The sequence below is a fragment of the Eubacterium album genome, from assembly GCF_025336545.1.
Taxonomy (GTDB): domain Bacteria; phylum Bacillota; class Clostridia; order Lachnospirales; family Lachnospiraceae; genus Eubacterium_U; species Eubacterium_U album.
Genome location: NZ_JAODBU010000012.1, coordinates 55,425 through 78,003 on the forward strand (window position 1 = coordinate 55,425; position 22,579 = coordinate 78,003).

A 22,579-nucleotide genomic window follows, 5' to 3' on the forward strand; every position below is an offset into this window, starting at 1 on the left:
TTTAATTAAAAAAAGATGTTATACTTGAAGCGGCGTCATTAAAAAAATGGCGGAGTTACTAAGGAAAAAGTGACTAGGGACATAAATAAGATAAAGGTGGTATAGAGTATGGCTACAATCAAAGATGTGGCGAAATTAGCTCAGGTAAGCCCCTCAACAGTATCGAGAATTTTGAATGAGGATCCTACTTTGAGTACATCGCTTGAAACTAAGAAAAAAGTTATTAATGCAGCAAAGGAACTTAAGTACAACAAGAGTAAGAAAATGTCTAAAGCTATTTTTACATTGGGAATTATTCAATGGTTTTCTGAACAACAGGAAGCAAAGGATAATTATTATCTTAAGGTAAGAAGAGGAATAGAGGATTTTTGTGTTAAGAACTGCATTAATGTTGTGAGAACTTTCAAGTCAAATCCCAACTATTTAGAACAAATTGAAGATGCTGACGGAATTATTTGTATTGGTAAATTTAGCAACGAAGAAGTCGAAAAATTTATGAGCATTACAAAGAATATAGTCTTTTTGGATATGTCATTCCATGATTATAAGGCAACTACATTTTCACTTGATTTTGAAATGGCAGTTAATGAGGCACTTACATATCTTATAGAATTAGGCCATAAAGAAATTGCGTTTTTAGGTGGTAGAGAATTTCTGGGCGAAGAGAATGATAATGTAGTATATGAAGATTATAGAAAAAAAGCATTTATTAAATTCTGTGAGAAAAATGAGATAGATTACAATAAATATCTTATAGAAGGAAGATATTCCATGGAATCAGGATATCAAATGATGAATGAAATTCTAGAAAAAAAACAGTTGCCTACAGCGGTGTTTGCTGCAAGTGACCAGATTGCATTTGGTGCAATGAAGGCAATTAGAGAGCATGATCTTAATATTCCAGAAGATATTTCATTGATTGGATTTGATGATTTGGAAATGACAAGATATACGGCACCTGCACTTACGACACTTCATGCACCTGCATATGAAATGGGTCAGTATGGTGTAAATTCCTTATTTGCAGCATCAAATTTAGCAATCAAGACAACAATTAAAGTAAAATTACCATGTCATTTGGTTGTAAGAGATTCCTGCATGGCGATAAATGAATAAAGGAGAATTGGCATGAGTCAACCGAAAGTAAACATTTTGCTGGCAACGTATAACGGCGAAAAATTTTTGAAAACTCAATTGGACAGTCTTATTGAACAGACTTATGAAAATATTGATATATATGTAAGAGATGACTGCTCTACAGATAATACAGTTGAATTTATTAAAAATTATATCGAAAGCAATAAATCAGGTAAGAGGATAATTCTTTTAGAAAATAATGGAGTTAATTTACGACCTCCGAAATCATTTTACCAGATAGCAAGAGAATGTGAACCGGCAGAATATTATGCATTTTGCGATCAGGATGACGTATGGTACCCTGATAAAATTAAATGGGCGGTTGAAGAACTTGAGAAGAAAAAAGATACAAATAAACCTTTGGTTTATTTTTCAGCATATGATTATTACATGAGTGATGGAAGCTTTATCCGTCACTCGCCGGAGCAAAAAGAAAACATTGGTTTAACAGATGTTTTATACTGTACTCCTGCATCAGGATTTTTGCTTGTATTTAATCATGAAGCATGTAAACAATTTATTTTAGATGTAGACCCCGGAATAGAAATGCATGACAGATGGCTCATCAGATGTTGTGTATGTTTTGGTGATACGATTTATGATAAGCGTTTTACGGCTTCGCATATAAGACATACGGAAGCTGTTACAGCTGAGGATTCTAATACAATAGGTCTGTTAAAAGGATTCTTCCAAAAGGAAGTGTTTGGCCCTGCAAGCGTTGAAGCAAAACAGAACCTTATCTATTTTGCAAAAGTGTTTGAGGATAGATTGTCAAATGAACAAAAGAAGAAAATGGCATTATTTATAAAGAAAAATGGTCTTATAACACAGATTAGAAAAATATTTTATCCACATGCACTGCGTTCAAGAGTGCCGGGAGATATTGCCTTAAGAATTTTATTCGTTTTGGGACGAGCTTAAAATGATTTAGAACGGGCTTAGAATGATACAGGTATATTAAGTCCGTTTGTGAAAATTTGATTGTTGACTTATATAAATCAATATTAAGTTTATATTGATAAGTTAAGCAAAATTAAGGCATATATTTTAATAAAGTTGTTATTTTTCCCATATTAGTGTATGATTAATCAGTTGTCGATTGAATAGGAATGCCCAAGAAACTTTGGCAGGATAACTAACAGATGAATGTCTGTGAAATGAAAGGAAGAATTGGAAATGAATTTAAAGAATGGTATTGATCTCTTTAAACAGTATGGTTTACACGATTTCACTCTTAGATTTATGGAGTGGTTTGATACGAAGAAAAGAGACAGATATTATCAAAATAATATAGAAAAATTTTTACCTGGAGAAGATGAGTTAAACGAACAAAGAAAAGTGAAGTTTGAATATGCACCGTTAGTAAGTATTGTAGTGCCTGCATATGAGACTGCACCTGTTTTTCTCAGACAGCTTGTTGACAGTGTATTAGAACAGACATATTCAAATCTTGAATTATGTATCGCAGACGGAAGTAACACAACAATTGTTAAAGATACATTAAATGAATATAAAGATGAGAGAATCAGCTATATAAAATTAAGTAAGAATGATGGAATTTCAAATAATACAAATGAAGGATTTGATAATGCTAAGGGAGAATATATAGCATTGTTAGACCATGATGATTTGCTTACACCAAATGCATTATATGAAATGGTTAAGGAACTTAATGCACATGATAAAATTCCTGATATGGTTTATTCAGATGAAGATAAAATCGTAGCAGATACAGGAAAGCTAATTAATCCGGCGTTTAAACCGGATTTAAACGAAGAATTTTTAAGACATACAAATTATATCTGCCACTTTTTAATGTTTTCAAGAGAATTGTTAGATAAAGTCGGTGGATTAAATCAGGAATTTGATGGGGCTCAGGATTTTGAATTCGTATTAAGATGTAACGGTGCAGGAGCTGACATAAAGCATGTACCAAAAATTTTATATCATTGGAGAATTCATCCTGATTCAACAGCAGCAAATCCAAACAGTAAATTATATGCTTTTGAAAATGGAAATAAAGCAATTAAAAAATATTTGACAGAAATCGGAGAAGACGGAACTCCGGCGCTTACTAAAGATTTAGGATTTTATAAAATTGATTATGATTTAAAAGGTGATTATAGCGTAACTGTTTTAGCTAATGATGAAAAACAGATTAATGAAATGAAGAAAAAACAGAGAGAAATGTCAAATCTTCATATTGAATATAAAGTTGTAAAAGGTCAGCTTTCAAAAGAAATGGAAGCAGTTAAGACTGAATACGTTGTGGTCGCAGATAATGATGCTATTCCTATGACAGACAATTGGGTAGAAGAATTACTTAAATACTGTCAGTGGAAACATGTTGGAATAACAGGTGTAAAATGCCTTAATAAAAATAAGAAAATTGAAAGCTGTGGACTTAATTATGACAGTAATGCAACTGTATCAAGTCTGTTTTATCATTTGCCTTCAATTTTTAGAGGATATTGTCATAGAGCAGACGGACCTCAGAATGTTATGGGTGTGTCTTTAAAATTGGTAATGTTTAGAACTAACGTAATTAAAGAAGTTGGTGGAATAAATGAAAAATTTAGTTTCCCATATAGAGATTTAGATGTTTGCTTTAAAATAGATGAAGCAGGTTATGATGTTATTTTAAATACTGATGTTCACGTAAAATTAGCAGACAATCTTAACTATAATGATGAAAAATCTCAGAAAGAGTTCAAAAAGGTCTGGGAAGATAAATTAAAGAAAGAAAACAAATATTACAATGCTAATTTAGTACAAAGTAATGGAAAGTTTATGTTTAAGTAGATTATAAAGTGGAAACAAAATGAGCAAAGTTCATTTTGATAAAAGTTTCTGATGAATGGCCACTGACCAAATAGATGGTGCAATACAGATTATAGGAGGAAAATATGAGTAAGCATAAGTTGCTTGTTGCAATATTTGCAGTGGGAATGACAGCTGCTGTTTTTGCAGGATGCTCAAATGAAAAAAACACTTCTAACGGAACTATTACAAGTGGAATAACGCTTTTTGGTAACAAGTATACAGGGAGTTATACAGGGGAACTTAATAATGGAAATCCTGAAGGAAAGGGCGTAATTGAAGTAGACGGTGATATAGTTTCTAAGGTTGAAGGAACGTGGAAAGATGGAAGCCTTGATGGAAAATGTACGATTACATATAGTGATGGTAGCATAGAAGAAGGCGACATGGTTGAGAATCGATTTGACGGAGAAATTACAAAAACATTTGCTGATGGAACATATAATGTTATGAATTATAATTCAGGGATTCCAAATGGTGCCATTAAGTATTATGACAGTAAGGGAACGTTAACTGATTATGATTGGAATTATGAACAGGTTCCAATTAAAAAACTAATTTCGCAGGTAAAGGACGTAAAATACTCACAGTTAATATATTATCCTGATAATTATGTTGGAAAAATGATAAAAGCTACAGGTACGGTGGAGTCTGTTTATGAAGCTAAAATAAATGCATATATAACAATTAAGGATTCTGATGGAAAAATTTATGTTTGCAAATGCAAAAACATGAAAGTATTTAATGGCAGACAGTCTATTTCACAGACATATAAAGTCGGAGATAAAGTTCAGGTTTATGGATATTTATTAAAAACTGATATGTATACACATTTTAATGACGATAAGAGTACAAAGTATAATCAGTACACAGGTACATTGCCATATGTAGAAGTTGTTTACAGTTACGACGTAAATGCAGGAGAATTTAATCCGTTAAATCCTTCGTATACATATGAAGATGTTGCAAAGAATCCATATGGCTATGCCGGAATGAAAGCAAAAGTCAATGGAAAAGTTAATTATATAGAACTTAACAATAAGAAAAATACGGCTACTATAAAGTTAGAAGTTGGGAACAAACAGTTTTATTATGTTAATTTTAAATATAACAAAAAGACAAAAGTGCTTCCAGCTATAAATGATGAAATTACAATTGAAGGTAAATATTACGGCATTTACAAAGAAGAATATATTAAAAACGTAGATGATATTGGACTGGTAGATGACGATGATATTGAGTATAGATATGAGGTATATCCTTATATTAATGCTAAAAATGTTATAGAGAATAAATAATAATGGGTAAAAGTATGCTTAATAAATATAATAAAAATCTTAGTATTATAATTTTAGGGATTGCATTGGTTGTCTACATTTTATTTATGGCTGTTACCGGAAGGGTTTTTGATGTAGGCAAATCTACAATAGCGGCAAATACAAACGAAGATACAGAGTATACGGTTGGACGTATTTCTAATGACAGGGAATATTCCATAGTTGTAGACAAGAAGGTTAGCAACCTTAAAAGCATTTCTCTTAAGATAAAAGATTTAAGAGAAAAATATACGCAGGAAAAAAGAAACAATGGAATTATTTCCATAAAGTTTTATGATAATGAATCAGGAAAAGTTCTAGGCGAAAAAGAGTTAGAAGTTCAGGATATCATGTTAACATTATATTATGCTGAAGAGTCTTCAGACAGCTCAGTTGCATATTCAAACATAGAATGTCACGATTTAAAAATTAGTGCTGATTCTTTAAAAATTGTTGTGAAAGGCAAAAATATTCCACAGGACAGTGAACTTGTTATTTATGGTAACAGACAGGATAAAATTGAAAATTTAGCATCATATGATGATGATATGCAGATAAGTGGAAATATTTTATGTATTGTAGTTGAAGGAAGAAAGAAAATTTCTACAGATTTTTTGTGGGGATTAGTATTGATTGCCTTTATAGGAATTACAGTTAATTTTCTTAAAATGAAAGCAAATGCCAATGGAGGGTCTAATGGTAAAAAGAATAACAAATAAAATACCGAAGCCTTTAGCGTATGCAATTGTATTATTTCTAATTGTTGTGTTAACGTTTGTAATCGAATTTTTTGGCTTTAATTTTAAGAGTATAAGATATGGACTTAAAGATACAACTTTTACTAATTTTACAGTTAAAAATAACTCAATTGAAGTTAAGTTAAAAAAGACTACTTACATAGGAAAGGTACAGATATATGGATTATCAGAAGAAAATAAAATAATCCATTACAGTTTTGAAGTTACTACTGTATCGTCTTATGGAAAAGAAAATAAAAAAGGATATAATGACATATTGTATCCTGAATTAAAAACAGGGGTGACTTCTGTAGGGGAATACGGAAACAAGATTAAAATTGATGTTCCTAAAGAATACGTGGACTGTATAAAAGCAGTTAAGATTAAAAATTCATTTACACCTAACAAATATAGAATGTGCTTTATATTTTCAGTACTTGTGATGCTTGCAATGATTATTTTATGTAAGGATATTCTTAGAAAAAGAATAGAGCTGTTCTTCGTTGTATCAGGTTTTTTAATCGGAGTATCATTAATTTATTCTACAGGCGCAACACCGTTTACATGGGATGAAGAAACACATTTTAAGGCCGTATATGAAAATGCCTACGGAGATTTAGTAGATAACACGAGTGCAGTTGTTAAGTATGAGGAAAAAGTAGGAATTCCTGCATATAACACTTTGGAGGAAAAAAATCTCGTAGACCAATACATGAATGCTAATGATAAAAAAGTAATTTCAAGAACAAATAAGGCAGTTGCAACAAATTATACTGCAGTAGCATATATACCTCAGATTCTTGGAGCAAAAATTGCAAGAGCACTACATTTAAGCTTTTCTAATATGCTGATGCTTATTAAATTTATGAACTTAATTGTATATCTTGTTGTTATGGTGATTGCAATAAAGATGACAAAAGTATGTAAATATGCACTTGTTTGTATAGCATTAATGCCTACAAGTATTTTACAGGCAAGTTCTATAACATATGATGGCTTTGTTTTATGCTTTGTTTCACTTGGAGTTGTATTGCTGATAAATGAAATTATTAGTGATGAAGAAAAGATAAATACAAAGTTATTAGTAGCCGGAATGGTTGCAATTACAGTGGGAAGTTTATCTAAGATGGTTTATGCACCATTAGTTATGCTTGCACTATTTATTCCTAATAGGAAATTTTCAAGTAAAAAGAGTGTAATCTGGTTTAAACTTGGAATATTGGCTGTATGTGGATGGATGCTTACAACATTTGTGTTGCCAACAATAGCAAGTATGATTTCACCGGATGTTACGGCAACTGTGGATATCAGAGGTGGAGATACAAACTCAGGAAGTCAGATTGGAAACATTATTGGACAGCCATTTAATTATGCAAAAGAATTGTTATCAAGTATATTTAGTTTTGAAAACTTTGGTATTTCAGCTGAGACAAGAGACCCATATACAATTGGTAATTTAATGCTTATGAATTATGGTGGAACAGTCGTAGGACCGGATAAATTTGCTTATGTAATAATGGCACTTATTATGATTTTAATTTGCAAAAATAAAGAAGAAAAGCCTCTTAATGTAAAAACAAAATTAGGTGTTTGGGGACTTATCTTTATTATTGTTGTATTGATATGGACAGCAATGTATCTTGCATTTACACCTGTAGGTCAGAAGGCTATAGTAGGTGTACAGGCCAGATATTATCTTCCGATATTGTGGCTGGCTATAGTAGCTGCATATAACGGGAAATTATGTATTAATGTAACAAAAACAGGTTACGCCCGATTGCTTACCGGAATCATGACATTTATAACTGCATATGGACTTTTGGCGGTATTAATTGTTCAAAAGCTAGCATAAAAGGAAAGGCTTTTACAAAATCTGATTTTGTAAAGCCTTTTTGAGAGGTTTAGGAAATGGATAAAAAAGTATCAATTGTAATACCTGCATATAACAGTGAAAAATATATAAAGGATTGTATTTTGTCACTGCAAAGGCAGACATATAAAAATATAGAAATTATAGTTGTTAATGATGGCTCAAAGGATTCAACGCTAGAAATATTAAACGAGCTTGCAAAAGAATATAATAATTTAATTGTTCTTACACAGGAAAATCATGGAATAGCTTATACAAGAAACAGAGGAATCGAATTTGCCACAGGTGAATATCTGATGTTTATGGATAATGATGATTCCATGAAAGAAGACTGTATAGAAATGCTGCTAAGCAGAATTTTGGAAACTGATGCTGATATGGTAATTGGTGGATACAGGCGAATTACTCCTGGAGGAAAAGTTTTAGATGAAATGGTTCTCACAAAAGATGAATGGGCAAAGTTTAGAATGATAAGTCCTTGGGGACGTATTATGAAAACGCAATTTGTCAGAGAACATAATCTTAAATTTGGCGATTATAAAATGGGAGAGGATTCATATTTTAATGTTACAGCTTACGGCGAAAGTGACAAAATCATAACAACAGATTATGTGGGTTATAATTGGATTTACAGAGATGAGTCGGTTTCAAATACAACTCAGAAAAAAGTGGCAAATTCTCCAATTCCTTTTCTTGAAGGGTTAATAGAGAGAAATAAAAATCAAAAATATATGAAGCCTAAAATGTTTGAGTATTTTGTTATAAAATATGTTATCTGGAATTTGACCTTTATATGTAAACAGAGTACTAAAAAAGAAATGTCAAAAGCGTATACAGAATATTTTAACTGGTTATCCGGGAAGATTCCTGATTATAAGAAAAATCCTTATGTGGGACTTGGAAAGCCTAAAGGTGAAACAGCTTTAATAAGACTAATTGTAACTATATTTTGCAAAATGCCAAAGAGCATAGTAATATGTATAATGATGCTATATAAAAAGATTGTATAAATAGAGAGCAACAGAATTAAAAAAATGGGAACAAACAATGTTAAAGTTTAGTAATCGTGAATAATAAGCAATGATATAGTTTGGTAAACCAAAATAATAAACAATAGTAGAGCAAAAAAACTTAGTAAATAACAACAGAGTTTTTAGGAGAAGAAAGATGAAACATTCATTTGTAATATGTGCATACAAAGAAAGTCCTTTTTTAGAGGAATGCATACAGTCATTAGAAAAACAGACAGTAAAAAGTACAATTAAAATGGTTACTTCAACACCTAATGAGTATATTGCTGATATGGCAAAAAAACACAATATAGAACTGATAGTAAACGAAGGTCAGGGAGGAATTGTCCAAGACTGGAATTTCGGATATAAACAGATTGATACTCCTTATGTGACAATTGCACATCAGGATGATGTATATTTTCCAGAGTATACAGAAACTTTATTAAAGGAATTTGAAAGAAGCAAACATCCTTTGATTTTCTTTACAGATTACTGGGAACTTAGAAATGGTGAATATGTTAAAGAAAACAAATTACTTAAAGTTAAAAGAATCATGCTTATACCATTAAAGACAAGATTGTTTTTTAACAGCAGATTTGTAAGAAGAAGAATATTATCATTTGGATCACCTATTTGTTGCCCTTCAGTAGGATATGTCAGAGCAAATTTGCCGAATCCTATTTTTGAAGTTGGATTTAGAAGCAATGAAGACTGGCAGGCATGGGAGAAACTTTCTAAACTTAAAGGAAGCTTTATTTATTGCAAAAAGCCATTAGTGGCACATAGAATACATGAAGATTCAGAAACATCAGCCATTATTGCCGATAATAAAAGAAGCGATGAAGATGAAGTTATGTTTTCAAAATTCTGGCCTAAATTTATTGTTAAGATATTAGTAAAATTTTATGCTAAAGGTCAGGATTCTAACAATATGTAATTTATTAAAGAGTGGAAGGTTCAATGAAAACGTTAGTATATTGTTAGGATTTTAATTATGTGATTCATTGAGGTTATAATATAAATGAGTAAAAAGATAAAAAATAATTTGCCGGATGATTTGAATGGTTCACAGGATAATTTAGAAAATGTGAGAACAGATTTAAATTCGGATAATATGAAAGATGAGGGCTTAAAGGATAATATTAAGATTGAAAATGCGATTGCAGCATTGCAGCAGGAAAGCACTCAGGAAATGTTAGCTCATACTTTAACAGTTATCCGAAGAAGAATGAAGGAAAAAGGCAGATTAATTATTGCGGTTGAGCCGCCTAAAGCAGATCGGAATTTGAATATTCAGGCAATTAAGACAGATGATGGAAGAATGTGGTGGATGGCGTTTACAAGTTTTGATGAGGAAGTTAAAGGAAGCAGTAGTGTAATGTCTACTTTTATGAGTGACATTGACAGCTTATTTGTGACAGCCTTAAAAACAGATGGAATAAGTGGAATTATAATTAATCCGTGGAACAAAACAATAATGCTTGATAAGAGATTGATAAGTATTATTATTGGAAAATAATATGATGCCAGGTTCAAAAGGCTTAAGCCCACATAAGCTTGCTCATAAAGGAGTAGGATTATAGGAGTGTGCAGTATGAACAATCTGTAGTCATCAAAGTAAGGGACTTTTGACCACAACGTCATAATTTTAAAGAATTATAAATATAACAAAATTTAAGAGGTGATAATTATGTCAGAAATTAATAGTATTGATGTAGAAGAAGATCAGTTTGCATATCGTTATGATACACAGCTTTTGATTGACAGAAGAGATAAAGATTTAGATGAGGATGAGATATCAGAGTACATAACAGAACATTTTGAAGGTAACTGTCTTATCGCAGTAGGAGATGAAGATTTGATTAAAATTCATTTCCATACAAATGAGCCTTGGAAAGTTTTAGAATATTGTAACTCAATTGGAGAAATTTACGATATTGTAGTTGAAGATATGATTCGTCAGTCAGCAGGCTTACAGGGTTAGAGTAAAATTAAGAATATTATCTTAAGTTTTCCACATACTAACTCCATAACTTAAATTTAGCAAAATAGGATTTAATTACATTAAAGAAAAAATTAAATTCTTTAAAAGATTAGTTATGGAGGATAATAACATGAAAGCGACAGGTATCGTACGAAGAATCGATGAATTGGGGAGAGTTGTTGTTCCAAAGGAAATCAGAAGAACTTTAAGAATAAGGGAAGGCGATCCTTTAGAGATTTTTACAAATAGAGATGGTGAGGTCATTTTAAAAAAATATTCACCAATTGGAGAACTTGACAATTTTGCAAAACAATATGCGGAAGCGTTAGGGCAGACATCAGGCCAAATGATTATGATTTGCGACAGGGATCAGGTTGTTGCTGCATCAGGTGGAGCTAAAAAAGAAAACATAGGAAAGAAGATAAGTAAGGATGTAGAAAACTTAATAGATGAACGTGAAGTCTTTACAACTCATAATAGTTTAAAAAAGGGGATAGCTATCATTGAGGAAGGTGAAGAACCATCTATGGGTGAAGTAATATATCCGATTATCTGTGAAGGAGATGCAGTTGGTGCGGTTGCAATAATTGGAAAAGACATAAAGAATCCAATATCGGTAACTGAACAAAAGTTAGCGGCAGTTGCAGCAAATTTTTTAGGAAAGCAAATGGAGTCTTAAATTTAAACGGGTAAAAAATACAATTAAAATGACAAAATTTTGTGCTAAAAAAAATAAGTCGTAAAAGTTCGAAAAAAATAAAAAAAATGTTTTATGAAAAATGCACATAAAATTTGGCTGAAATCCCCTTAAAATAAGCAAATTACCTTGACAAAGTAAGGGTAAATGATGTATAAAGTTTATTGAAGTACGCGAGGAAAACGTATATTACAGGAACACATGAAATTAAAGTAGTTTCTGAACTAATTTTTAGGAGGATATAAACATGAACAAGACAGAATTTATCGCAGCAGTAGCTGAAGAAGCAGGATTATCAAAGACAGACGCAGCAAAGGCTGTTAAGGCTTTTACAGACGTTGTAACAGAAGAAATGAAGAAGGGTGAAAAAGTACAGTTAATCGGATTTGGTAACTTTGAAGTTTCTAAGAGACCAGCTCGTGAAGGTATCAACCCTGCAACAAAGGAAAAAATCACAATTGCTGCAGCTAATGTACCTAAGTTCAAAGCAGGTAAGGCTTTAAAAGAAGCTCTTAACTAATTTAAAAGAGTAAATATATAAGTGATTTTAAGGGCTTTTGTTATCAAAAGCCCTTTATTTTATACTGCTTTTTAATCATGAAGTTTAGAAATAAATTATAAAATAATTAAATTTACAATAAAATATAAGATTTGTAATTAATAATGTAATTGTGCAAAACAGAAAAGATATCCGGTTAATGAATATAATAGCAGAAAAAAGGATATCTAATTAACAACAAAATCAGGAGGAAACATGAGAATAGATAAATACTTAAAAGTATCAAGAATTATTAAAAGAAGAACAGTAGCTAATGAAGCTTGTGATGCAGGAAGAGTAATAGTAAATGGAAAACCTGTAAAAGCTTCTTACGATGTTAAGATTAACGATGTAATTGAAATTCAATTTGGACAGAGAACGGTTAAAGTTCAGGTATTAAATTTGAATGAAACTGTAAAAAAAGAAGAAGCTACAGAAATGTACAAAGATTTGACATAAATTTAAGATAGTATACAAATATAAATGTACTAATGCATCTAATAAAAGAGTGCCTAAATTAGCCCATACAGAAAATATTTGATAGAAATATAAACTTAGATGTTTGGGTCAAAAGCTCTAGCTTTGATACCTACGGATTGTTTTTTTAGTTAGTATAAATAAAAAAAGAGTTTCATATATTTATGTAAGTATAGCTATGTGGGTGATTTAGTGGAGAATGATAATATTTCCAAAGCTCATAAACTTATGATGCTTAACAGGAAATCAATGGAGATTACAGGGGTCGAGGATGTTATTTCTTTTGATACAAAAGAGGTATTACTTGAAACGACAATGGGAATTCTGACTATTAAAGGTGAGGATTTAAAAGTAAATAGGTTAAGTATAGAAAAAGGGGAATTAGAGATTGAAGGAACTGTGGACAGCATGGAATATTCTGAAATCTCATCATATAAAAGAAAAAAAGAAAGCATGCTTAAAAGGATGTTTAAATGATTAAAGATGAACTTATTTTGCTTTTTACTTCACTGTATTGCGGAATAATATTTGCAATTGTATACGATGCTATAAGGATAATAAGAAATCTTATTAAACCACATTTTATTAGAGTGGTTATTGAAGATTTTATATATTGGATATGTGTAGCTTACATATTTTTTAGTATGTTGATTAAAAAAAATTACGGAAATTTAAGATGGTATCCTATATTTGGAATGCTTTTGGCAATGGCAGTTTATGAAATAATAGTAGGAAGAAAATTAGTGTTGAAAATTTCGAAAGTTTTGGAAAAGATAATTAGAACTTTATTAAAACCATTGAAAAAAGCATGGAAACGAATTAAACTAAGAAAGACGAAAATAGAAGAAAAGTTTGCAAAAGGAAATAAGGTGAGTAGATGTCGGAAAAAAGAAAACCACAGGAAAGCATGCAACGCAGACAGCAAAACGGACAACAGGTAAGAAAACCAAGGAAAAGCACTGCTACTTCCAGAGTGAGCAGAGTAAGTAAGAGTAAGAAAAAAAACGATAACAGAGGCATGATAGTTGGAATAAGCCTTGTAGTTATTATGTTATGTGCTATTTTACTTGTACAGACATTTAATGCATATGGAACGTTATCAGATTTAAAGAAACAGAAAAAAGAACTTACGCAGGAATATAATGACCAATTAGAATTATCAGATGAATTAAAAGAAAAAGAAGACTACGTTAAGACAGACGAATATATAGAAGAAATGGCAAGAAAGATGGGATTAGTGTATCCGGATGAAGTAATCTTTAAGCCAGAAGACTAAAGCTATAGGAAATAAGTAAGAAAGCGATTTACGAAGTAAATTTTCCTAAATACAAAAGAAACCAATTTTAAAGATGTTTATATTAATATAATAAAAAATTAATTTTTAAAGAGATTTATTTTCTATATAATTAAAAAAGAAACTGATTTTAAAAGTATATGGAATTAATAGTTATAAGATAATTTAACTTTTTGCATTTACTTTAAAGGTCAGCTTCTTTTTTTTGCTCGTATTTGGACAGATTAAAAAGTCTTTTATTTACTTATGAGTAAGCTCATGTTTGTATAATATACTTGATGTTTATATGAATTTGGCTTTAACCCGCTTATGAACAAATTCATGTGAACTTAGACCTTTTGACCAAGGCGGTCTATAAAAGTTTAAAAGGAAAAAATGTCAAAAAGTCTAAGGAACATAAGGTTATGATTCGACAATTTTGGATATTGACATCCGATATACTGTTGTCAATAAAAAAATGGAGGATTGATTAATGACGCAAAAGGTATTGAAACCATTATTTTTACTTATGATATCCTGGGCAGTAACAGGAATTACATTTTTTGGCTGTAATCCGATAGCTTTGGCATGGTATAGTGCGGGAAACATATTGCCCGTATTTGGAGTAGTGATAGCACCGGTTATGGCAGGGGGAATATATTTTTATCAGGGATTTTTGCCAATGTGCAAGTATACAATGATAATTTTGATGACATATGTGTGTATTAATTTATATAAGAAATGGGCAAAGAATCCAAATCCGTTTATTTTGGCAGGAATTTCGGTTATGACAATGGTTGTTATGGAGGGAGCAGATTTTTATATGAATAATATGGCGTCGCTTCATTGGAGTACATTTAAAATGCTTACATATATTCCGATAATAATGCTTAACTGGTCAACAACCATAATATTTGCATATGGAATAAATAAATTTATGGTTCAGAAAAAATTATCGCCAATAGATGATGGTATGCAAAATGTAGATGCGGAGCAGGTGTTAAAAACGGCGAAAGCTTTTAAGGGAATAGCTTCTAAAATGCAGTATATAAACAGTGAGTATAATGAAAATTTTCAAAACGAATATTTGGAAAATCATATAAATGAGTGTGTGTGTAGCGGATGTGCGAATAGTGAAATACAGTATATGGAAAGGGCAAGGCTTAATTATTTGTGGTTTAGCAAAATGGTGGAAACGAGGGAAGCCATGGCATCACAATTCAATGAAGTAAGTAAGATCGTGGAAAAATTTTTGAGACCGGCAATTAGTGAAGATTTACTTACAGACAGAATGGCAGAAAAAATACAACGAAAATTCAGAGAGAAAAAAATATATGCAAAGAAAATAAGGGTGGTGAAAAATGAGAAAGAATATATAGAAGTAGAGTTTTACGCCAAAAAGAAGAAGAGGGCAAAAGCTACGGTTAGAATGATGACGGATATAATAAGTCGGGTGGTTGGCAAAAAGATGAGAATGGTAAACTTAGAATATGGAAATATACCATTAGAATATGGAAAATTTCAGTTATTAGAGGAGGTGAATTTTCACACATTACAGGGGAGTGCAAAAACAGTTAAAAGAAATGAACAGGTTTCAGGGGATAATTTTACGTATCTTGTGTTAGATAAAGGGCAGACATTTATGAGCATATGCGATGGTATGGGCTCAGGAAGTGTTGCAAATGAGTATAGTGGAATCATAATTGATTTGTTGGAACAGTTTATGGACAGTGGACTGAATGAAAATACAATATTAAGGCTTATTAATTCGGTTTTGCTGACAAAAAGTGGATGGGATATTTCTACTACGGTCGACATGGGAATGATTGATCTATATTCGGGAACATGTAGATTTTTGAAGTCAGGTGCTGCATGCACGTTTATAAAAAGAGGAAACTGGGTAGAATGTATAAAGTCAACATCTTTACCAATAGGAGTTTTAAATGAGGTGGATGTTGAGACTATAACTAAAAAATTGTATGACGGTGATTTTGTAATAATGATTTCAGATGGAATAGTGGAATCATTGCAGTGCGATGATAAAGAAAAGGAGATGGCAAATGTGATAATGGATATAGAGAGTAATAATCCAAAAGAAATGGCACTTATTATTATGAATGAGGCGATAAAACTGTCGGGTGGAGTGCCAAAAGATGATATGACGGTTCTTGTGACAGGAATATGGCGAAAGCATTAAACAAAGAGTATCACATAAATTATTGATTTAAGGTATTTTATGACAATCAAAGTAACAGATAGATGAAAATATTAAACGATTTAACCGGGTTGTTTGACTTTAGAATAAGCATACAGTATATTAAAAATATGATAAAAAAAGTATTGAATTTTATTAAAGAAAACAATATGCTGCAAAATGGAGACAGCGTCGTTCTGGGAGTATCCGGAGGCGCTGATTCCATTTGTATGCTATATGTACTAAAAGAAATAAGCAAATTTATTAATTTAAAACTTGTAGTGGTTCATGTACATCATCATATCAGAGGCAAAGAAGCAGATGGAGATATGGAATATGTTAGAAAAATTTGTGACAAAGAGCATATTCCGTATGAAATTTTTCACATAGATGCTAAAAAAGAGGCAATAGCCAGAGGAATGTCAGAGGAGGAGGCAGGAAGAGTCTGCAGATATGAATGTTTTGCAAAAGTGCAGGAGAAATATAATGCAAATAAAATATCGGTGGCACATAATTTGAATGATAATAGTGAAACTATTTTGTTTAACCTTTTTAGAGGAACCGGAATAAAAGGAATTTCGGGTATCCCTATGCAGCGTGATAACATTGTAAGGCCACTGCTTTGTGTATCTAGAAAAGAGATTGAAAAATATCTTGAAGAAAATCATATATCATATAGGACAGATAAAACAAATTTTGAAACAGAATATAGCAGAAATAAGCTTAGATTAGAATTGATTCCGTATATAAAAGAAAATATAAATAAAAAAGCTGAATATAATATTGTAAATGCCGGAAAAATGTTAGGAGAAATAGAAGATTATTTAGAGATTGAAACAAATAAGACATATGATGAATATGTAGACGAAAATGAAGAAGGAATATTCATCTCATTAAAGGCTTTTGAAATTCATCCGGCTATAGCAAAAAGGATTGTCAGAAAAGGAATTGAGAAAAAAGCAGGAAAATTAAAAGATGTAACGGCGGCGCACGTTGAAAGTATTATAAATTTGGCAAAGCTTGAAGTGTCAAAGTCAGTTAATTTGCCTTATAATATCAAAGCAATAAAAAAGTATAAGGGAATTCTACTTTCGGATTTATCCGATATAAAAATTGAAAAAATTAAGGAGATTCCAATTATTGTAAATAATGAACTTATAAACGAGAATCCGTACAATGGAAAATTTAAAATAGACTTCGAAAACAACGGATTTTCAGTAGATGATATACAGGAATTACTGTATACTAAATGGATTGATTGTGATAAAATAGGTTCGTTAACCTTACGGAATCGTAAAGAGGGTGATTACCTTGTAGTAAATGATTTCGGAAGTAAAAAGAAACTGAAAGAATATTTTATCAATGAAAAAATTCCTAAAGAAGACAGAGATAAAGTATTACTATTGGCCGATGGAAATCATATAGTGTGGATAGTCGGATATAGAATGAGTAGTTACTATAAAGTCAACAGTAATACTAGAAACATAATTAAGATTGAATTTTATAATTAAAAAACAAAGGAGAGAAGAAAATGGCAAGTCATATCGAGGAAATGATTAGTGAAGAACAAATTGATAAAAGAGTTAGAGAGATTGCAAAGCAGATTAGCGAAGATTATAAGGGAAAATCTGTTCGTCTTATCTGTATCCTAAAAGGAAGCGTTTTTTATACATGCGAATTAGCAAAGAGAATATCAATACCGGTAACTCTTGATTTTATGAGTGTATCAAGTTATGGCTCAGGTACTGTAAGTACAGGTGATATTAAAATCAAAAAAGATTTGGATCATGACATAGAAGGATTAAATGTAATTGTTGTTGAAGATATCATTGATTCAGGTAATACATTAAACAAGTTAATACCGTTGTTAAAAGAAAGAAAGCCTGCAAGCATTGCAGTAACAACACTTCTTGATAAACCATCAAGAAGAGAAGTAGATGTTCATGTTGATTATACAGGGTTTGAAATAGAAGATAAATTTGTAGTAGGCTATGGGCTTGACTACGACCAGAAGTACAGAGACTTACCTTTTGTAGGCGTTGTTGAAGAGTAATTTAATATTCAAAAAAAATTTGCCTCCGATTAAGATGACGGATGCGTGAAATTTTACTGACAGCGATACAAAATACTACCATAGGAGGTGAAAAATTGAAGAATAGTTCAAGAGGATTTAGAATTTACTTTATAGTTATAGCATTAATGATTGTAGGTATGTATGCATTTTCAATATTTTCAACGAAAGACAGTGATTATAAATATAATGATTTTATTACTGATTTAAAGGCTGGAAATGTATCAGAAGTTACAATCAGACAAAATAATGAGGTACCATCAGGAAGTATTGTTGTTGTTTTATCAAAGGATAAATCAAGAAAAGTAGTATATGTAACAGATGTAAATAAAGTAATTAGTGATATAGATGAAATAGATACAGATGTTAAGCCTACAGTTACTGATGTTGCAGGTGATAATTCATTGATGATATCAATTATACAGGTGCTATTAATGGCAGGTGTTGTAATTGTTATTATTATGGTTATGAATGGTAGTGCCAATGCAGGCAATGCAAAAATGGCTAACTTTGGTAAGAGCCGCGCAAGACTTGTACTTGATGTTAAGAATATTAATTTCTCAAATGTCGCAGGTCTTATTGAAGAAAAAGAAGAACTTGAAGAAATTGTAGATTTCCTAAGGAATCCTAAAAAATATATAGATTTAGGAGCAAGAATTCCAAAGGGTGTTTTATTAGAAGGCCCTCCGGGAACAGGTAAGACATTATTAGCAAAAGCTGTTGCAGGTGAAGCTAAGGTGCCTTTCTTTACAATTTCAGGTTCTGATTTTGTGGAAATGTTTGTAGGCGTAGGTGCTTCCAGAGTAAGAGATTTATTTGCGGAAGCAAAGAAAAATGCACCATGTATTATATTTATCGATGAAATCGATGCTGTTGCCAGACGAAGGGGAACAGGAATGGGTGGTGGCCATGATGAACGTGAACAGACATTAAACCAGATGCTTGTAGAAATGGACGGATTTGGTGTTAATGAAGGTATCATTGTTATGGCAGCTACTAACAGAGTAGATATTCTTGATCCGGCTATTTTAAGACCGGGACGATTTGACAGAAAAGTATTAGTAGGAAGACCTGATGTTGTAGGCAGAAAGGGAATACTTGAAGTTCATGCAAAGAATAAGCCGTTAGGCGAGGATGTTGATTTGAAAAAAATCGCACAGATTACATCAGGATTTACAGGAGCTGATCTGGAAAACCTCTTAAATGAAGCGGCTATTATTGCAGCAAAATCTGACAGAGCATTTATTATTCAGGAAGATATTGATAAAGCACTTATTAAAGTTGGGGTTGGAAAAGAAAAGAAGAGTAAAATTATTTCTGACAAAGAGAAACGTATTACAGCTTATCACGAAGCAGGCCATGCAATTTTATTCCATGTATTGCCTGACGTAGGACCTGTTCATACGGTTTCAGTTATTCCAACAGGAGCAGGAGCAGCAGGTTATACAATGCCATTACCTGAAAAAGATGAAATGTTTGATACAAAAGGACATATGATTCAGGAAATAATGGTAAGCCTTGGTGGAAGAATTGCGGAAGAAATAATTCTTGATGATATTACAACAGGAGCATCTCAAGATATTAAACAGGCAACTGCAATGGCTAAGGCAATGGTTACAAAATATGGATTTTCTGACAGATTAGGTTTAATAAATTATGATAATGATTCTGAAGAAGTATTTATTGGACGTGATTTAGCACAGTCAAAAGGATATGCAGAACATACAGCATCAGTAATTGATGAAGAAGTAAAAAATATCATTGATACATGTTACAAAGATGCTAAAAAAATTATCGAAGATCATATGGAACAATTACAAAAATGTGCTCAAATGTTGATCGAAAAAGAGAAGATAAACCAACAGGAATTTGAAAGTATTTTTTGACAAAAGTAATAATGACTAATAAAAATGTTTTAAAAAATAAGAAATTGTATAAAATATTAATAAAAAATAATAATAAACAATAATAAATTGTGCAAAAGATAAAAAGTGTTGTTATCGGTAACAAAACGCTTTACAACAGTTGATTTTATGCTATAATAATTATTGTAAAACCCCCCAATACATTATATAGTTTTTTTTGCTACACCCCAAAGAAAAAACGAATACCTTCTCCGAAAAGGACAGCAGTAGCAGCTGTCCTTTTTGTTTTGTATAAAAATTAATAGCACCAATTTATGCAAATATGTAATATAATTTAGTGAGTAGGTTTGGAATAAGATATTGAATAATATATGAAATAATATATATATGACAGTTACAAACAGATAGTTGAAAAGTAATGTTTATTTCCTGATTTTTTTAGGAAATTTTATATAGTTTTATATTTAGGAGAACAATATGAACCATAATAGAAATTCTATTTTTCATGACGGAACAGAACAGTTTTGCAGATACAATAAACAGACAGATAAATATAGCTTTATACTTCGCGTAGGCCATAGAATGGCAAATGAAGTATATATAATTATTGATAATGAAAGAATTCAAATGACATCATGTTATCAGGATGAGATATTTGAGTATTATACTGTACGAATTCACCTTGAAAACAGATGTTATAGATATAGATTTGAGATAGATGGAAATGAAATTCTGTTTTACAATATGGCAGGAGCTGATACAAGCTACTCAGATGTTTATGACTTTTCAATAACACCCGGATTTAATACACCGGATTGGGCAAAAGGTGCAGTTATGTACCAGATATATGTAGAACGTTTTTGCAACGGAGATAAAACAAACGATGTTGAAACAAATGAATATGCGTATATTGGAAAAGGCGTAGAAAAAATTGAAGACTGGTATGAAAATCCGGCAGCAGACGGTACCAGACAGTTTTATGGTGGTGATTTACAGGGAGTTATAGATAAGATGGATTATCTGGAAAAATTAGGTGTTAAAGTCATTTATTTTAATCCGTTGTTTGTATCACCTTCGAATCACAAATATGATACACAGGATTATGATTATATAGACCCTCATTTTGGGAAAATAGTTGTTGATGATGGGGATGTATTAAAAGACGGAGAGACAGATAATTCAAAGGCAACAAAATACATTTCAAGAGTTACAAATAAGAAAAATCTTGAAGCAAGTAACGAATTGTTTATTGAATTAGTAGAAGAGGCTCATAAACGTGGAATTAAAGTGATTATTGACGGCGTATTTAACCATTGTGGCTCTTTTAACAAATGGATGGATTACGAGGAAATTTACAGAGAAGAGAATGGCTATGAGAAAGGTGCATATATTTCTCAGGACAGCCCATATAATTCTTTTTTTAAATTTAATGGCGGTCAGTGGCCTCACAACTCAACATATGAAGGGTGGTGGGGATTTGATACTTTGCCAAAACTTAATTATGAAGATAGTGAAAAGTTGCAACAGTATATTTTAGACATTGCAAAAAAGTGGGTTTCACCTCCTTATAATGTTGATGGATGGAGATTAGATGTTGCAGCTGATTTGGGACATAGCGGTGAATTTAATCATGAATTCTGGCGTAAATTCCGAAAGGCAGTTAAGGAAGCAAATAAGGATGCAATTATTTTAGCAGAACATTATGGCGAAGCGGGAGAATGGCTAAAGGGCGACCAATGGGATACGGTAATGAATTATGATGCGTTCATGGATCCTGTAAGCTGGTTTTTAACAGGTGTTGATAAACATTCTGACAATGTAAAGCCGGAACTTAAGGGAAATGCCCACAGCTTTAATGATGCAATGAAATATCATATGGCGCAATTCCAGAATCAGTCGTTATTAGTGGCAATGAATGAATTGTCAAATCATGATCATTCAAGATTTATGACAAGAACAAACGGTATGGCTGGAAGAATTGCAACTGCAGGAGCAGAAGCGGCAAATGAAAATGTAAAGAAAGCCATATTTAAACAGGGAGTCGTAATGCAGATGACTCTGCCGGGAGCACCAACATTGTATTATGGGGATGAAGCCGGCGTGTGTGGATGGACAGATCCGGACAACCGAAGAACATATCCTTGGGGCAAAGAAGATTTTGAATTAATCGAATTTTACAGAGATATGATTTTTATACACAATCATTGCGATGAATTGAAGAAAGGTTCTTACAAGCAATTAGACTGGGGCAACAATTATTTAAGTTATGGACGATTTGATGCATTAAATGGCACAGTAACAGCTATCAATACATCAGACCATGAAATCAATGTGAAAATTCCTGTTTGGCAGTTAAACATTCCAAATGGAAACGTAATGGAACGATTAATGGAAACATCTGAGGAATTGTATAATGTGGGTCGAATTCCGGTAATGGTAGAAAATGGTGATATAGCAGTTACCATTCCTGCATGTAGCGCGGTAGTTTATAGAACAAAATAGATGTGTGTAATAACCTTATTGACGGGGCAAATGATTATTTAGTAGTTTATAGAACAAAATAGATGTGTGTAATAACCCCCAATAT

General features: G+C 31.8%; 21 protein-coding genes. All 21 read left to right on the top strand.

Going from position 1 to position 22,579, the window contains the following annotated elements:
• Positions 1-108: 108 nt before the first annotated feature.
• The 21 genes from N5B56_RS11605 to N5B56_RS11705 all read left to right on the top strand — a co-directional run bounded on the left by N5B56_RS11605 (position 109) and on the right by N5B56_RS11705 (position 22,494).
• Positions 109-1,116: a LacI family DNA-binding transcriptional regulator gene (locus tag N5B56_RS11605; protein WP_022088909.1), complete on the top strand. Its 1,008-nt coding sequence runs from the start codon at positions 109-111 to the stop codon at positions 1,114-1,116.
• Positions 1,117-1,128: 12 nt separating this feature from the next.
• Complete coding sequence (locus tag N5B56_RS11610; protein ID WP_022088908.1) at positions 1,129-2,058, top strand: glycosyltransferase; 930 nt, start codon at positions 1,129-1,131, stop codon at positions 2,056-2,058.
• Positions 2,059-2,313: 255 nt separating this feature from the next.
• Positions 2,314-3,939 (top strand): glycosyltransferase family 2 protein, encoded by a 1,626-nt coding sequence (locus tag N5B56_RS11615; protein WP_178516285.1) that lies wholly within the window; start codon positions 2,314-2,316, stop codon positions 3,937-3,939.
• 104 nt (positions 3,940-4,043) lie between these two features.
• Positions 4,044-5,255: an MORN repeat-containing protein gene (locus tag N5B56_RS11620; protein WP_260979023.1), complete on the top strand. Its 1,212-nt coding sequence runs from the start codon at positions 4,044-4,046 to the stop codon at positions 5,253-5,255.
• A 2-nt stretch (positions 5,256-5,257) separates the two neighbouring features.
• The gene (locus N5B56_RS11625) at positions 5,258-5,992 is read left to right on the top strand and encodes a hypothetical protein (protein ID WP_178516288.1); all 735 of its coding nucleotides are present in this window, start codon (positions 5,258-5,260) and stop codon (positions 5,990-5,992) included.
• Positions 5,970-7,862, top strand: a complete 1,893-nt coding sequence (locus tag N5B56_RS11630) for a DUF2142 domain-containing protein (RefSeq protein ID WP_158574530.1) — start codon at positions 5,970-5,972, stop codon at positions 7,860-7,862. Before N5B56_RS11625 ends, N5B56_RS11630 begins: the two co-directional genes overlap by 23 nt.
• 56 nt (positions 7,863-7,918) lie before the next feature.
• On the top strand, positions 7,919-8,890 hold the full coding sequence (locus N5B56_RS11635; protein ID WP_118565702.1) for a glycosyltransferase family 2 protein: 972 nt from the start codon (positions 7,919-7,921) through the stop codon (positions 8,888-8,890).
• 157 nt (positions 8,891-9,047) lie between these two features.
• Positions 9,048-9,830 (top strand): glycosyltransferase family 2 protein, encoded by a 783-nt coding sequence (locus N5B56_RS11640; RefSeq protein WP_022088902.1) that lies wholly within the window; start codon positions 9,048-9,050, stop codon positions 9,828-9,830.
• An 84-nt stretch (positions 9,831-9,914) separates the two neighbouring features.
• Complete coding sequence (locus N5B56_RS11645; protein ID WP_346432206.1) at positions 9,915-10,412, top strand: SseB family protein; 498 nt, start codon at positions 9,915-9,917, stop codon at positions 10,410-10,412.
• A gap of 171 nt (positions 10,413-10,583) precedes the next feature.
• Positions 10,584-10,877 carry a hypothetical protein gene (locus N5B56_RS11650; protein ID WP_022088900.1) on the top strand — a complete coding sequence of 98 codons (294 nt, stop codon included), beginning with the start codon at positions 10,584-10,586 and terminating at the stop codon, positions 10,875-10,877.
• Between the two features lie 130 nt (positions 10,878-11,007).
• Complete coding sequence (gene spoVT, locus N5B56_RS11655; protein ID WP_022088899.1) at positions 11,008-11,556, top strand: stage V sporulation protein T; 549 nt, start codon at positions 11,008-11,010, stop codon at positions 11,554-11,556.
• A 265-nt stretch (positions 11,557-11,821) separates the two neighbouring features.
• Positions 11,822-12,094: an HU family DNA-binding protein gene (locus N5B56_RS11660; protein ID WP_022088898.1), complete on the top strand. Its 273-nt coding sequence runs from the start codon at positions 11,822-11,824 to the stop codon at positions 12,092-12,094.
• A gap of 234 nt (positions 12,095-12,328) precedes the next feature.
• A complete protein-coding gene (locus N5B56_RS11665; RefSeq protein WP_022088897.1) occupies positions 12,329-12,571 on the top strand; it encodes an RNA-binding S4 domain-containing protein in 243 nt (80 codons plus the stop codon).
• Positions 12,572-12,781: 210 nt separating this feature from the next.
• A complete protein-coding gene (gene yabP, locus N5B56_RS11670) occupies positions 12,782-13,066 on the top strand; it encodes a sporulation protein YabP (RefSeq protein ID WP_243003062.1) in 285 nt (94 codons plus the stop codon).
• Positions 13,063-13,530: a spore cortex biosynthesis protein YabQ gene (gene yabQ / locus N5B56_RS11675; RefSeq protein WP_022088895.1), complete on the top strand. Its 468-nt coding sequence runs from the start codon at positions 13,063-13,065 to the stop codon at positions 13,528-13,530. The genes yabP and yabQ overlap by 4 nt, the downstream gene beginning before the upstream one ends.
• Positions 13,467-13,865 (top strand): FtsB family cell division protein, encoded by a 399-nt coding sequence (locus N5B56_RS11680; protein ID WP_118565698.1) that lies wholly within the window; start codon positions 13,467-13,469, stop codon positions 13,863-13,865. Before yabQ ends, N5B56_RS11680 begins: the two co-directional genes overlap by 64 nt.
• Positions 13,866-14,355: 490 nt before the next feature.
• On the top strand, positions 14,356-16,059 hold the full coding sequence (locus N5B56_RS11685; protein ID WP_022088893.1) for a SpoIIE family protein phosphatase: 1,704 nt from the start codon (positions 14,356-14,358) through the stop codon (positions 16,057-16,059).
• A 62-nt stretch (positions 16,060-16,121) separates the two neighbouring features.
• Positions 16,122-17,567: a tRNA lysidine(34) synthetase TilS gene (gene tilS / locus N5B56_RS11690; RefSeq protein WP_022088892.1), complete on the top strand. Its 1,446-nt coding sequence runs from the start codon at positions 16,122-16,124 to the stop codon at positions 17,565-17,567.
• Between the two features lie 20 nt (positions 17,568-17,587).
• Entirely contained in the window at positions 17,588-18,109 is a 522-nt protein-coding gene (gene hpt / locus N5B56_RS11695; protein ID WP_022088891.1) for a hypoxanthine phosphoribosyltransferase, read from the top strand.
• Positions 18,110-18,204: 95 nt separating this feature from the next.
• Positions 18,205-20,013 carry an ATP-dependent zinc metalloprotease FtsH gene (gene ftsH, locus N5B56_RS11700; protein WP_022088890.1) on the top strand — a complete coding sequence of 603 codons (1,809 nt, stop codon included), beginning with the start codon at positions 18,205-18,207 and terminating at the stop codon, positions 20,011-20,013.
• A 456-nt stretch (positions 20,014-20,469) separates the two neighbouring features.
• Complete coding sequence (locus N5B56_RS11705) at positions 20,470-22,494, top strand: glycoside hydrolase family 13 protein (protein ID WP_260979024.1); 2,025 nt, start codon at positions 20,470-20,472, stop codon at positions 22,492-22,494.
• Positions 22,495-22,579: the final 85 nt, after the last annotated feature.

What these genes read in the sequence shown, in the direction of transcription:
- N5B56_RS11625 (WP_178516288.1), top strand. Translation starts at nt 5,258, where the DNA reads ATGGGTAAAAGTATGCTTAATAAATATAATAAAAATCTTAGTATTATA.
- tilS (WP_022088892.1), top strand. Translation starts at nt 16,122, where the DNA reads ATGAAAATATTAAACGATTTAACCGGGTTGTTTGACTTTAGAATAAGC.
- N5B56_RS11705 (WP_260979024.1), top strand. Translation starts at nt 20,470, where the DNA reads ATGAACCATAATAGAAATTCTATTTTTCATGACGGAACAGAACAGTTT.
- N5B56_RS11645 (WP_346432206.1), top strand. Translation starts at nt 9,915, where the DNA reads ATGAGTAAAAAGATAAAAAATAATTTGCCGGATGATTTGAATGGTTCA.
- yabQ (WP_022088895.1), top strand. Translation starts at nt 13,063, where the DNA reads ATGATTAAAGATGAACTTATTTTGCTTTTTACTTCACTGTATTGCGGA.
- N5B56_RS11605 (WP_022088909.1), top strand. Translation starts at nt 109, where the DNA reads ATGGCTACAATCAAAGATGTGGCGAAATTAGCTCAGGTAAGCCCCTCA.
- N5B56_RS11650 (WP_022088900.1), top strand. Translation starts at nt 10,584, where the DNA reads ATGTCAGAAATTAATAGTATTGATGTAGAAGAAGATCAGTTTGCATAT.
- N5B56_RS11610 (WP_022088908.1), top strand. Translation starts at nt 1,129, where the DNA reads ATGAGTCAACCGAAAGTAAACATTTTGCTGGCAACGTATAACGGCGAA.
- hpt (WP_022088891.1), top strand. Translation starts at nt 17,588, where the DNA reads ATGGCAAGTCATATCGAGGAAATGATTAGTGAAGAACAAATTGATAAA.
- N5B56_RS11620 (WP_260979023.1), top strand. Translation starts at nt 4,044, where the DNA reads ATGAGTAAGCATAAGTTGCTTGTTGCAATATTTGCAGTGGGAATGACA.
- N5B56_RS11615 (WP_178516285.1), top strand. Translation starts at nt 2,314, where the DNA reads ATGAATTTAAAGAATGGTATTGATCTCTTTAAACAGTATGGTTTACAC.
- N5B56_RS11685 (WP_022088893.1), top strand. Translation starts at nt 14,356, where the DNA reads ATGACGCAAAAGGTATTGAAACCATTATTTTTACTTATGATATCCTGG.
- N5B56_RS11630 (WP_158574530.1), top strand. Translation starts at nt 5,970, where the DNA reads ATGGTAAAAAGAATAACAAATAAAATACCGAAGCCTTTAGCGTATGCA.
- N5B56_RS11660 (WP_022088898.1), top strand. Translation starts at nt 11,822, where the DNA reads ATGAACAAGACAGAATTTATCGCAGCAGTAGCTGAAGAAGCAGGATTA.
- N5B56_RS11665 (WP_022088897.1), top strand. Translation starts at nt 12,329, where the DNA reads ATGAGAATAGATAAATACTTAAAAGTATCAAGAATTATTAAAAGAAGA.
- N5B56_RS11680 (WP_118565698.1), top strand. Translation starts at nt 13,467, where the DNA reads ATGTCGGAAAAAAGAAAACCACAGGAAAGCATGCAACGCAGACAGCAA.
- N5B56_RS11640 (WP_022088902.1), top strand. Translation starts at nt 9,048, where the DNA reads ATGAAACATTCATTTGTAATATGTGCATACAAAGAAAGTCCTTTTTTA.
- spoVT (WP_022088899.1), top strand. Translation starts at nt 11,008, where the DNA reads ATGAAAGCGACAGGTATCGTACGAAGAATCGATGAATTGGGGAGAGTT.
- N5B56_RS11635 (WP_118565702.1), top strand. Translation starts at nt 7,919, where the DNA reads ATGGATAAAAAAGTATCAATTGTAATACCTGCATATAACAGTGAAAAA.